Raw genomic sequence first — 11430 nt, forward strand, 5'->3', positions numbered from 1 at the left:
GAGGGGGGCGGTGGGGCGGAGGGTTAGCCGTGACGGATTTGCGCGCTAACAGGAGAAAGGCAGACCGCGTTCGACGTTGCTATTGTGAAAAGTCTCAGTAGCTTGTGCCTCTCGTCCCGAGATCGTCGCGCAACACCCGAGCCAGAGTTCCTATGCCGAGAAGAAAGCAGTTCAGCGGAATCTGTCACGATATTCTTGATAGTTTTGTGAGCAGATACAACGATCTGGACGGCTACTGGGCCCTGGGCCAATACGCAGCTTTCCTGATGGCCCGCGGCGAAGACCAACTGGTGTTTCAGCTGCAAGACGGGTCGATTGTGCCTGAAGATGCCAGGTTTACCGCTTCGGCTGCGTACTATCGACGAGCGATATCGAGGCTGATGGACGCAAGCGCGATGCCCCGAAGCTGGCTCGCGGAAGCGTCCATCACGTTTTCCATGATGGGATCGTCGAAAGCGCGTTGCAGTATCGAAATCGTTTCCGATCTCGGCCGAAACTACCGTTCCGACATCATTGTCTATGTCCGGCCTCACTACGCGCTCAACGAGCGTCGGAGAGGAGGCAATACCGGCCCGTCAAATCAACGAGGCCGGTAGACCCGGTCCACGGCTATGGCCGGATCACCGGACCGTCCTCAGACGATCTCCGTCCCGCTGATCCGAATGCCAAAGCCCTCCAGCCCGACATAATGGCGTTCGCGCGAGGCAAAGAGCCGGATCGAGCTGACGCCGAGGTCTTTGAGGATCTGCGCGCCAAGGCCGATTTCCAGCCATTCGCTGTCGCGGGCCTGGGCCTGCTCGTGGGCTTCGCGCTCGTGCAGGCCGGTGCGGGCCGTGGTCGAGACGCCGACGCCGACCGAGCCTTCGCGCAGGTAGACGATGACGCCGCGGCCCTTGGCGGCGATCTTCTTCATGATCTCGTCGATCTGGCGGTCCTTGCCGAACACGTCCTTGCCGACATGTTCGAGATGCAGGCGCACCGGAATGTCGACGCCGTCGCGGATGTCGCCGAAGACGACGGCGAGATGCTGCATCGGGTCCCAGGGCAGGGAATAGGCATGGGCCTTGGCCGGGCCGTAGGGTGTCTCGATGCTGAAGCTCGAGGCGAGCTGGATCAGCGTTTCCTTGCGCTGGCGATAGGCGATGAGATCAGCGACCGAAACGCGCTTGAGCCCGTGTTCCTCGGCGAAGGCAAAAACCTCCGGCCCGTGCTTGACCGTGCCGTTATCGTTGACCAGCTCGCCAATCACGCCGACCGGCGGAAGCCCGGCAAGCTTGCAGAGATCGACGGCGGCCTCGGTATGGCCGGAGCGCATGAGAACGCCGCCTTCGCGGGCCACCAGCGGGAAGATGTGGCCGGGACGGACGAAATCGGCCGGGCCGACATTCGGGTTGGCGAGGTTGCGCACGGTGAGCGTGCGGTCCTCGGCGGAGATGCCGGTGGTCGTGCCGTGCTTGAAGTCGACGGTCACGGTGAAGGCGGTGGTGTGGGCGCTGTCGTTTTCGGCGACCATGGCGTTGAGGTTGAGGCGCTTGGCCTCTTCCTTCGGCATGGGGGCGCAGACGATGCCCGAGGTGTGGCGCACGATGAAGGCCATCTTCTCGGCGGTGCAATGGACGGCGGCGACGATCAGGTCGCCCTCGTTCTCGCGGTCGTCGTCATCGGTGACGACGACAATTTCGCCGGCCTCGAAAGCGCGGATGGCGTCGACGACGCGGCTCTGGTCATAGCTCATGGAAAGTCCTCGTCACTTCAGTCGGCCGGTCTGGCCGCGGTCTCGCAAATAATGATCGGCAATGGCGCAGGCGAGCATCGCCTCGCCGACGGGAACCGCCCGGATTCCGACGCAGGGGTCGTGGCGGCCCTTGGTGCGCACATCGACCTCGTTCATGTCGGCGTCGATCGAGCGCCGTTCGGTGAGGATCGACGAGGTCGGCTTGATGGCAAAGCGCGCGACAATCGGTTCGCCGGTGGAAATCCCGCCGAGAATGCCGCCGGCATGGTTGGAGAGGAACACCGGCTTGCCGTCGGCCCCGATGCGCATCTCGTCGGCATTCTCCTCGCCGGTGATCTCGGCTGAACCGAAGCCGTTGCCGATCTCGACGCCCTTGACCGCGTTGATCGACATCAGCAGGCTGGCAATGTCCTGGTCGAGCTTGCCATAGACCGGTGCGCCGATGCCGGCGGGAACGCCCTCGGCGACCACCTCGATCACCGCGCCGACCGAGGAGCCTGCCTTGCGGATCTCGTCGAGATAGGCCTCCCAGACGGGAACGATTTCCGGATCCGGGGCGAAGAACGGGTTTTCGCTTACCTGAGCCCAGTCCCAGTTGGCACGGTTGATCTTGTGTTTGCCGATCTGCACCAGCGCGCCGCGAATGGTGACGCCGGGCACGACGAGGCGGGCGAGCGCACCGGCGGCGACGCGCGCCGCGGTTTCGCGTGCTGACGAGCGGCCGCCGCCGCGATAGTCGCGAATGCCGTATTTGACGTCATAGGTGTAGTCGGCATGGCCCGGCCGGTAGCGCTTGGCGATGTCGCCATAGTCCTTGGAGCGCTGGTCGGTATTGTCGATCATCAGCGAGATCGGCGTGCCGGTCGAAATCATCGAGCCGTCATCCTGCGGCATCACGCCGGAGAGCACCTTGACCAGGTCCTCCTCGCGCCGCTGCGTCACGAAGCGCGACTGGCCGGGCTTGCGCTTGTCGAGGAAGGACTGCAGGTCGTCGAGGGTGAAACGGATGCCGGGCGGGCAGCCGTCGACCACCGCGCCGAGCGCCGGCCCGTGGCTTTCGCCCCAGGTGGTGACGCGGAACAGGTGACCGAAGGTATTGTGCGACATGGCATATGCACCGGTGTTCGGGCGGCACTGGGATCTCACCGTGCCGCCGCGGCTTTTGTTGGGGCTCACTCATAGTGGAAAAGCCCCAAGCGCGACAAGCCTTTCTTGGAAACGCTGCGTTCGGGATTTGCAGTCGTCTCAGGATGCCTTGCGCTGCGGAAAACCCTTGGTGAAGCGGCTGAACTCGTCGAAGGGCAGGGGCTTGGCGAAGGCATAGCCCTGGAGGTAGTCGCAGCCGAGCTGGCGCAGCAGGCCGGCATGGTCGAGGCTCTCGACGCCTTCGGCCACGGTCTCTACGCCGAGCGAACGGGCGATCTCGATGATCGAGCGTACCAGGGCGCGTTCCTGCGGCGCGTTGACGATCGGCATGACCAGCTGGCGGTCGATCTTCAGCCGCTTGGGCTTCAGCCTCAAGAGGCTGACGATCGAGGTATGGCCGGTGCCGAAATCGTCGATCTCGATGTCGATGCCGAGCGCTTTGATCTTCTCGATGTTCTCGGTGACGATGTCGTCGCTCTCGTCGAGGAAGATCGATTCCACCAGTTCAAAGCAGACGGTGCCGGGCGAAATGGCAAGGCCGTGCAATTGCTCGACCAGGGTGGAATCGTGCAGGCGCTTCGACGAGACGTTGACCGAGATGCGCGGCACCTTCACGCCGAGCGCCGTCCAGCGCATCTGGTCGCAGAGCGCCTTTTCCAGTACCAGCTGGTCGATCCTGGCCATGACGTTCAGTTCCTCGGCGACCTTGAGGAAATGGCCGGAGGCCAGCACGCCCCGGTCCGGATGGTTCCACCGCACCAGCGCCTCGGCGCCGGAGAGCTGCATCGTCGCGGCTTCCAGTTGCGGCTGGTACCAGACGGTGAATTCGTCGCGCTCAAGGCCGGTCAGGATCTCGTCGGCCATTCGCTTCTTGGAAACGATATTGGCCTGCAGGTCGGGGGTGAAGAATTCGAAGCAGTTCCGCCCCTTTTCCTTGGCCTGGTAGAGCGCGATGTCGGCATTGACCAGCACGCGGCGGGCGTCGGGCGCGATGCCGGCGGCTTGCGCGATGCCGATCGAAATGCCGCAGCGACAGGAAAAGCCCTCGAAATCGATCGGCTTGCTCATCTCCTCGATGATCCGCTCGCACAGTTGCGCGATCTCCTGGCCCGACGTCGCCCGGCGCGCCAGGATGACGAATTCGTCGCCACCGATGCGCGCCACGAGATCGCCGCGCGGCACGGTGCGGGAAAGCACCCTGGCGGTGTGGACCAGCATGGCGTCGCCCGCGGCATGGCCGAGCGTGTCGTTGATTTCCTTGAAGCGGTCGAGGTCGAGATGGAGGATGGTGAACTTGACGCGATGACCCTGACCCGCCTGGCTGAGTTCGTCGAGTTCGATGTCGAGCTTGCGACGATTGGCAAGCGATGTCAGCGGATCGTGGAGCGCATTGAACTCGATCCGGTTCTTGGCCAGTTCCAGCTCGAGATTGCGGCTGTCGGCCTCCGCCTTGGCGGAACGCAGCTGTTCGGCCAAAAGTGCATCTGCGGTCACGTCGAAGGCGATGCCGATGATCTTCTTCTTGCCGTCCCGGCCGACATGCACCTGACCGACGGAGCGGACATAGCGCAATTCGTTGTTGGGCAGTAGCACGCGCTGGATGGTGTTGACGGTGGTGCCGAAGCTCGTCGCCCGGTTGGTCGCGAGCAGGATCTCCTGCCGGTCGTCGGGATGAAGGGCCGACAGCCATTGCTGGCGCGTCACCGGCTGATCGCTGAACGGCACATTGTACAACTGGTGCATCCGCTCGTCCCAATAGGCGGTGGTCGTCACCGGATCGCCTTCCCATATGCCGCAATTATAGGAGGCGAGCGCCAGGTCGAGCTTGTGGGAGAGTTCGGAGAGCTCGTGCTCGCGGCTGGAAAGCTCGTCGAGCGCCAGTTCCAGCTCTGCATTCTTGATGTCGCTGGTCGCCTTCGCCGCACGCAGCGCCTGTGTAAACAGCGTGTCATTGGTGACATCCCAGACGATGCCGGTCAGTCGCCGGGTGTCGGGGTTGCCGCTCGAATGGGCGCCGACAGAACGCAGGTGCCGCGTCGTGCCGTCCGGCAGCGTAATGCGGTAGGTAATGTCCCAGCTGGCGGTCGAGCCGCCATGTAGCCTGTCGAAGAAGGCCGCCTCGATAGCCTGCACATCGTCGGGATGGATGACCTTGTACCAGTGGGCAAGGCGATCGCGGCCTTCGCTGGGTTCTAAGCCGTGCAGCGCGGCGGCGCGCGCATCCCAGGACAAGATGTCCTCGGCTTCGGAGACTTCCCATATCCCGATATTGGCCGTCTCCATGGCGAGGTTGAAGCGGCGTGAAAGGTCGAGCAGCTTCTCCTCGCGGCCCTCCAGCTTGACAATGTTGCGATTGCGTTCGCGCAGCAGATAGAGGCTGAAAAGCAGCGGAATGATCATGGCGAGGCCGGCGGCGACGCTGCTGCGCAGGTCGAGCACGAGCCCGGCGATGACGATCGTCAGGCCGACGATGACAAGGCCGATGAGGAACACGCCCGCGCCCGGCGTCTGGCCTCCGTCGCGGTGCCGGTTTCGATTGAACATTCTCAAGTCAGGATAGTCCCCAGGTTTGTGAGGCAAGCCTAAAGGGCGGCGGTTAATATAGAATTGAATCCGGCAGTAGTGTCGGCGTGCCAATACATTCGCGTCAAAGGTGGATCGGCGGTTCATTGCGCGCGGCTGGCGAAACTCGCACTAAAAGTGGTGTAAAGCCTGCGATATCCGTTTCGCCTGCTTGAACGGCGGCGTTTTTCCGTTCATCAATCGCACCGAAAAAGTCACTATTGCGGGCAATTTTTGCCACATTCTGGAGGCCTATTTTGACACTCAAACTCAATTCGTCGAGAATGGCAAAGGTAACCCGCATGCGTATGATGATTGCAGTGCTTCTGGCGACAGCGAGCTTTCTCTCGCCGCTCAGCGTGCTGGCAGGCAGCGACGATGTCGAGGCGACCATCAAGGCGGTCAATGTCGACGGCCTGAGCCTGATGCTCGATGACGGGAAAACCTATTCGCTGCCGGAGGAGTTCAATTTCGACGGGCTCGAAAGCGGTGTGAAAGTCATCGTGTTCTACACCGAGGTCGACGGCAAGCGCGTCGTCGATGATCTGGAAATCGTCCAGTAGGGCAAGGGTTCAAGGGCTCGTCAGAGCCAGCCGATCAGCCCGCCGTCGCGGTCGATCTTGAGCACGCGGTCCTGCGGCACGTTCATGTCGCAGGCCTTGTTGCCGCTCCAGCCGCCGACGATACGAAACACGCTGCGGACGATGCCGCCATGGCTGACGCAGACGGTTGGTTGATCCACCGATTTCAACCAGGCCCCGACCCGCCACGACAGGATTTCGTAGCTCTCGGCCTGTTCGCCCGGCGGGATGAAGTCCCATTTGTGGCGCGCGCGTGCCTCGACCCGCTCAGGCATGACACGCTGCAGTTCCGGGATCGTCGATCCCTCCCAATCGCCGAAGGACAGTTCGACCAGCCGGGGGTCGGTGCGATAGGCCAGAGGATCGAGACCCATGGCGGCGCGCACGCGCTCCATGGTCTCGCGGGTGCGGCCGAGCGGGGAGGCGACATAGTCGAAGGCGGCAGCGCTGTCGCCGAGTTCCTCCGCCAGGCGGACACCGTTCTCGGTCGCCTGGCGTCGTCCGTTCTCGTTCAGGCCGATGTCCTTCTGCCCTTGCAGCCGGCCCTCGGCGTTCCAGTCGGTCTGGCCGTGACGGATCAGATAGATGAGCACGGCATGCGACCTCGAGCGAGAGAACTATTCCTTGGCGACGCTGATATCCGGCGCATCCACGGCCTTCATGCCGACGGTGTGATAGCCGGAATCGACATGGTGGACCTCGCCGGTCACGCCGGTCGACAGGTCGGACAGGAGATACATGCCCGAGCGGCCGACTTCGTCGGTCGTTACATTGCGCTTCAGCGGCGAGTTATACTCGTTCCACTTCAGGATGTAGCGGAAGTCGCCGATGCCGGAAGCGGCCAGGGTCTTGATCGGGCCGGCCGAGATGGCGTTGACGCGGATGCCGCGACCGCCCATGTCGACGGCGAGGTAGCGCACCGAAGCCTCGAGTGCGGCCTTGGCGACGCCCATGACGTTATAGTGCGGCATGACCTTCTCGGCGCCGTAATAGGTCAGCGTGATGATCGAGCCGCCGTCGTTCATGATCTTCTCGGCGCGAGCGGCAACCGCGGTGAACGAGTAGACGGAAATGTCCATCGTGCGGGCGAAGTTTTCGCGCGTCGTCTCGATATAGCGGCCGGTCAGTTCGTCCTTGTCGGAAAAGGCGATGGCGTGCACGACGAAGTCGATCTTTCCCCACTTGTCCTCGAGATTCTTGAAGACCGCGTCGATGCTGTCCAGATTGGTGACGTCGCAGTCACCGGCCATGAAGGCATCGAGTTCCTGGGCCAGCGGTTCGACGCGCTTCTTCAGCGCTTCGCCCTGCCAGGTGAAGGCAATTTCGGCTCCCTGTTCATGACAGGCCTTGGCGATACCCCATGCGATCGAGCGATTGTTTGCGACGCCCATGATGATGCCGCGCTTGCCTGCCATGAGGCCGGAACCTTGAACCATGTTCTGCTTCCTTAAGACTTTCAGTTGAACCTGCCTATGGCATAGCCCGCATCACGGTTCAAGATTGGACCGGATCATCAACTGTAAGGCAGCGTAACAAAGGGTGTGGTCTTTACAAATACTTCACAAAAACAGACCTTCGCGCATGACGCGCATCAAATCCGTCACCTTGTCGTCGGGCTTTTCCCACAGCATGACGCGCAGTTCGACGACCAGAGCGCCGCGTCCCCCCTCGTCGTTCGGCAGGCCGAGATCGTCGAGACGGATCACCTGGTCCGAACTCGACCAGGCCGGAACCGAAATGTCGAGAGGGCCGTTCGGCGTGTCGACCCTGGCATCACAGCCGAGCACCGCATTCTCCAATGTGATCGGCAGGGCGGTCTTCAGGTCATAGCCGTCGACGGTGAATTTTTCGTCCTTTGCCACCCGCAGGGTGACCGCCACATCGCCGCGGCTCATGCCAGGCAGCTTCAGGCCCTGGCCCTTCAGCCGCACGATATGGCCCTGGGTGGCGCCGCCTTCGAGCGGAACACGCAACTCGCGGCCATCGGACAGCGTGATCGGGACGGGCTTCTGAGCCAGGAGGTCGTCGATCGTGACAGTTGCCTCGACCACCAGGTCGGGCGCCTTTTCCGGCGGCGGCTGGACGCCGCGGATCCGCCGGACGAGCGAGCTCAACAGCTCGATCGGTGCCAGGATCGATGCTGGCTTGACAGTGCCGGACGGTTCCCCACTGTCGGCGCGCTCGGCTTCCGCCTCCGTCTCTCGTTTCAGCGTCTCCGCCGCTGCCGCCGCCTCGGGTGTGTCGCCGAAGATGCGCGAGACCAGGTCTTCGGGGCTCTCCCCCGCGACATGCGGCTTGCCCTGTGTCTGGGCCTGAGATTGGGGTTGAGGCTGGGCTTGAGCCTGTGTCGCGTTGGGCTGGGACTTTTCCGACTTCGCTTGCGCGGCCTGTGGTGCCTGTGCCTGAGATTGGGCCTGGGCCTGGGCCTGGGCCTGGGCCAGTTTGTCGGCCTTGGCCTTTTCCGCTTCGGCGCGGGCGAGTTCGGCGAGGATGCGCTCGGCATTGGCCTTGGCGATCTTGGCCTTCTCGGCCGCCTCGCGGGCATTCTGCCGCTGCTGCATGATGGTCTGCTCGCGCGCGAGCGCCTCGACCTTGTCGCGCTGCTGGTCGTAACGGGTGCGCTTTTCCGGATCCTTCAGCACCTCATAGGCGCGGCCCACCTCGGTGAAGCGGCGATTGGCGTCGGGGTCGTCGCGGTTCTGGTCGGGATGCACGCTTTTTGCCTTCATCCGCCAGGCGGACTTGATCTCCTCGGCTCCCGCATCGCGCTTTACGCCGAGCACTGAATAGAAATCGCGCATCTAGGCCACCAATTGACAATGGACCGCGCATCACAGCCCCAAAAGCCGATGCGCCGGCAAGAAAACAGGTACCGACACGCCTTTGTTCCGGCGGTGCGGTTTTATATGCCGGGGAGTATGGCAAGAAGTTGCTAATCAGTGGTTACGCCCGCACTGCGGGCCAGGGGGCGAACCGGGTCTGGCCGGGACGGGAAGCCCGGCCGGCGGGGCCGCATCACGGCTTGCGGTCGAAGCTCATCAACTGCCACTGGCCGGAGCCCGCCGTGCAGGTCTTGCCGGAGAAATAGGCGATGCCTTCATAAGAGTGGCGGGTCGTCGAGAAGTTGCGGCACACGACTCCATCGGCCTTCTGCTCATTGATCGCCGTGACCACGCCGGCGCTGCCGGTCGATGCATTGGCCCAGGGAAGCGGGCTGTCGGTCCGCGTAAGATCGGCGGAAGACACGGCGTTCTGTACCGTCAGTTCGTCGGAGCGACCTTCATCGGTCTTCTTCGTCGAGACGGTGCTGGTGGAAATCGAACGGTCGACATCGGCGCCGAACAGATCCATGCTGCCGCCGAAACAACCGCAAAGCGGCAGCGTCGCGGCGAGAACGACGAGTATTCCGCGCTTACGCAAAGGCGCGCTCTTTTTGCACTCGTTCGACTTTGCTATGTCTCTCAACAGACGTCCTGTCCGGTGCTTCGCCCCTGGGCAATGATGATGAAGTTCGGGAGCCATTGAATCAATATGTCAGAAACTGGGTTAACAAGCGGTGACTTCACCGAGGAGAACGAGCCCTTCGCACTTTTCGGCTTCTGGCTGAAGGATGCCGAGGCCTCGGAGCTCAACGATCCGAACGCCGTCGCGGTGGCCACCGTCGACGAAAACGGCTTGCCGAACGTGCGGATGGTTCTGCTCAAGGATTTCGACAACCGGGGATTTGTCTTCTACACGAATTTCGAGAGCCAGAAGGGACAGGAAATTCTCGGCCAGAAAAAGGCGGCCATGTGCTTTCACTGGAAATCGCTGCGCCGCCAGGTGCGCCTGCGCGGCGAGGTCGAGGTCGTGTCCGACGAAGAGGCTGACGCCTATTACCAGTCGCGCCCGCTCGGCAGCCGCATCGGCGCCTGGGCCTCCAAGCAGTCGCGCCCGCTCGAAGGCCGCTTTGCGCTGGAAAAGGCGGTCGCCGAATACACCGCCCGCTACGCGCTCGGCAATGTCCCTCGTCCGCCTCACTGGTCCGGCTTCCGCATCAAGCCCACGTCGATCGAGTTCTGGCACGACCGCAAGTTCCGCCTGCACGACCGCATCGAATTCCGTCGCGAGACGCCGGATGCGCCGTGGCACAAGGTGCGAATGTATCCCTGAGCGGTGAACCTGCGACCGTCCCCCGGCCCCCTGCGGCGCGGGCGGTTAGCCGGTCAGGCGGAAGGGAATGCCGGAGGCGAGCGCGGCGACGTAGCGCGGCTTCTGGTACAGGCCGTTGAGCGATATGCGCGGCAGGAGCAGGGGCTCGGCCAGCGTGTCCTTGTCGATGGTCGAAGCCCGGGTGGTCACGGCCAGCGTAAAGCCGGCCCTGGCGGCAAGCGTGGCGACACGCCGGGTGGCGCTGCGCTGATCGCCATAGGGATAGGCCAGGCACTTCGGCCGATGGCCGACGAGCGCCTCGACGTAGTCGGCACTGCCGGAAAGTTCGCTCAGCAGTTCCGCATCGCCGAGAAAATCCAGTGCCCGGTGACTGATCGTGTGGGCGCCGAGATGGGCCAGCGGGTGGCGCGCCAGAGCCTGAAGCTCTTCGGCCGTCATCACCAGATCCGCCACGATCGCGGCCGGGTCGATCCCGACGCTTCGCGCGGCTGCATCGAGCCGGGCAATCGCCAGGCTTTCCTGCGGCCCGCAGATGGCCTGCGAGAGCTCGCCAAAGACTGCCCGCTTGGCGGCGAGGGTCTCGACCTTGTGGGTAATCGGTCCGCTGTCGGTCTCGATGGTGAATTTCTCGGTGGCGTTCAGCAACGCCTCAGCGGTTTCCCACCACATCGTGTGGCTGCGCTCCGAAAAGCCCTTGGTGACGAACACCGTGAACGGCACGCCGTGGCGCTCGAACACGGGCAGGGCATGTTCGGCATTGTCGCGGTAGCCGTCGTCGAGGGTGAAGACCGCAAAGGGTCTGCCGTCCGTCGGGGTTCCTCGGAGAGCGACCACCTCGTCGAGCGCCAGGAAGCGATAGCCCTCGGCCCTTAGCCGACGGATCGCCGCGTCGAGAAAGTCCGGCGTGACCTCCAGATGACCATTGGCTGCGAACGGTCGCGGTGAGTAGGGCCGCACGTGATGCAGGGTGAAGACGGCGCCGAGGCCTCGCGCCGCGCTGAAAGCGCCCAGGCGACTGATAAGGTGGGATACCTCGAGCCCGCCGGCTATCGCGGCGGTGCGCACGAGGCCCTTGAGGGTGGCCTTCATCGTCTTTCCATTCTCCCGCCCCGGCGGCTTCTGGTGCCCGACACGATTTTCGCCACCCAGACTTGCACATGCCGGTTAAACCTTGCTTTACCCGTCGTGGCGGCTTTCGCCACGCAAGCCCCGCGATATGGTCACCCGCTATTAACCTTTCATTTACTTATATCG

Annotated in this window: 11 protein-coding genes and 1 pseudogene; 3 read left to right on the plus strand and 9 right to left on the minus strand. The window is 63.2% G+C overall.

Features of this window, described 5'->3' with window-relative positions:
• Positions 1-152: 152 nt before the first annotated feature.
• A complete protein-coding gene (locus tag RHIZ70P_RS13670; protein WP_115670902.1) occupies positions 153-596 on the plus strand; it encodes a hypothetical protein in 444 nt (147 codons plus the stop codon).
• Positions 597-634: 38 nt separating this feature from the next.
• Here RHIZ70P_RS13670 and ribB read toward each other — a convergent pair whose 3' ends face one another.
• The 4 genes and pseudogenes from ribB to RHIZ70P_RS22795 all read right to left on the minus strand — a co-directional run bounded on the left by ribB (position 635) and on the right by RHIZ70P_RS22795 (position 5747).
• A complete protein-coding gene (ribB, locus tag RHIZ70P_RS13675; protein ID WP_115670904.1) occupies positions 635-1735 on the minus strand; it encodes a 3,4-dihydroxy-2-butanone-4-phosphate synthase in 1101 nt (366 codons plus the stop codon).
• A gap of 12 nt (positions 1736-1747) precedes the next feature.
• Positions 1748-2842, minus strand: coding sequence for a chorismate synthase (aroC, locus tag RHIZ70P_RS13680; RefSeq protein ID WP_115670906.1), 1095 nt, complete (start codon positions 2840-2842; stop codon positions 1748-1750).
• 138 nt (positions 2843-2980) lie between these two features.
• A pseudogene (locus RHIZ70P_RS13685) lies at positions 2981-5299 on the minus strand (EAL domain-containing protein); the annotation flags it as partial.
• A gap of 229 nt (positions 5300-5528) precedes the next feature.
• Positions 5529-5747: a hypothetical protein gene (locus RHIZ70P_RS22795; RefSeq protein WP_147293998.1), complete on the minus strand. Its 219-nt coding sequence runs from the start codon at positions 5745-5747 to the stop codon at positions 5529-5531.
• On the opposite strand from RHIZ70P_RS22795, the gene RHIZ70P_RS13690 reads away from it, so the two are divergent.
• Positions 5746-6006, plus strand: a complete 261-nt coding sequence (locus RHIZ70P_RS13690) for a DUF1344 domain-containing protein (protein WP_115671203.1) — start codon at positions 5746-5748, stop codon at positions 6004-6006. The two genes, RHIZ70P_RS22795 and RHIZ70P_RS13690, sit on opposite strands and share 2 nt — an antisense overlap.
• A 20-nt stretch (positions 6007-6026) precedes the next feature.
• Here RHIZ70P_RS13690 and RHIZ70P_RS13695 read toward each other — a convergent pair whose 3' ends face one another.
• The 4 genes from RHIZ70P_RS13695 to RHIZ70P_RS13710 all read right to left on the minus strand — a co-directional run bounded on the left by RHIZ70P_RS13695 (position 6027) and on the right by RHIZ70P_RS13710 (position 9489).
• Positions 6027-6617 (minus strand): histidine phosphatase family protein, encoded by a 591-nt coding sequence (locus tag RHIZ70P_RS13695; protein ID WP_115670910.1) that lies wholly within the window; start codon positions 6615-6617, stop codon positions 6027-6029.
• A gap of 24 nt (positions 6618-6641) precedes the next feature.
• Positions 6642-7460, minus strand: a complete 819-nt coding sequence (fabI, locus tag RHIZ70P_RS13700) for an enoyl-ACP reductase FabI (protein WP_115670912.1) — start codon at positions 7458-7460, stop codon at positions 6642-6644.
• A gap of 123 nt (positions 7461-7583) precedes the next feature.
• Entirely contained in the window at positions 7584-8825 is a 1242-nt protein-coding gene (locus RHIZ70P_RS13705; RefSeq protein WP_115670914.1) for a DnaJ C-terminal domain-containing protein, read from the minus strand.
• 214 nt (positions 8826-9039) lie between these two features.
• Complete coding sequence (locus tag RHIZ70P_RS13710; RefSeq protein ID WP_235842232.1) at positions 9040-9489, minus strand: RT0821/Lpp0805 family surface protein; 450 nt, start codon at positions 9487-9489, stop codon at positions 9040-9042.
• 66 nt (positions 9490-9555) lie between these two features.
• Here RHIZ70P_RS13710 and pdxH point away from each other — a divergent pair, with 66 nt between their 5' ends.
• Positions 9556-10176, plus strand: a complete 621-nt coding sequence (gene pdxH / locus RHIZ70P_RS13715; RefSeq protein ID WP_115670918.1) for a pyridoxamine 5'-phosphate oxidase — start codon at positions 9556-9558, stop codon at positions 10174-10176.
• Positions 10177-10221: 45 nt separating this feature from the next.
• On the opposite strand, the gene RHIZ70P_RS13720 is transcribed toward pdxH, so the two are convergent.
• Positions 10222-11265, minus strand: a complete 1044-nt coding sequence (locus RHIZ70P_RS13720; protein ID WP_115670920.1) for a polysaccharide deacetylase family protein — start codon at positions 11263-11265, stop codon at positions 10222-10224.
• Positions 11266-11430: the final 165 nt, after the last annotated feature.

Source organism: Paenirhizobium selenitireducens ATCC BAA-1503, from assembly GCF_900492185.1.
Taxonomy (GTDB): domain Bacteria; phylum Pseudomonadota; class Alphaproteobacteria; order Rhizobiales; family Rhizobiaceae; genus Allorhizobium; species Allorhizobium selenitireducens_A.

Bases quoted from the DNA above. Each gene is read 5' to 3' on its own strand.
- RHIZ70P_RS13670 (WP_115670902.1), top strand. From the start codon at position 153: ATGCCGAGAAGAAAGCAGTTCAGCGGAATCTGTCACGATATTCTTGAT.
- ribB (WP_115670904.1), bottom strand. From the start codon at position 1,735: ATGAGCTATGACCAGAGCCGCGTCGTCGACGCCATCCGCGCTTTCGAG.
- aroC (WP_115670906.1), bottom strand. From the start codon at position 2,842: ATGTCGCACAATACCTTCGGTCACCTGTTCCGCGTCACCACCTGGGGC.
- RHIZ70P_RS13690 (WP_115671203.1), top strand. From the start codon at position 5,746: ATGCGTATGATGATTGCAGTGCTTCTGGCGACAGCGAGCTTTCTCTCG.
- RHIZ70P_RS22795 (WP_147293998.1), bottom strand. From the start codon at position 5,747: ATGCGGGTTACCTTTGCCATTCTCGACGAATTGAGTTTGAGTGTCAAA.
- fabI (WP_115670912.1), bottom strand. From the start codon at position 7,460: ATGGTTCAAGGTTCCGGCCTCATGGCAGGCAAGCGCGGCATCATCATG.
- RHIZ70P_RS13705 (WP_115670914.1), bottom strand. From the start codon at position 8,825: ATGCGCGATTTCTATTCAGTGCTCGGCGTAAAGCGCGATGCGGGAGCC.
- pdxH (WP_115670918.1), top strand. From the start codon at position 9,556: ATGTCAGAAACTGGGTTAACAAGCGGTGACTTCACCGAGGAGAACGAG.
- RHIZ70P_RS13720 (WP_115670920.1), bottom strand. From the start codon at position 11,265: ATGAAGGCCACCCTCAAGGGCCTCGTGCGCACCGCCGCGATAGCCGGC.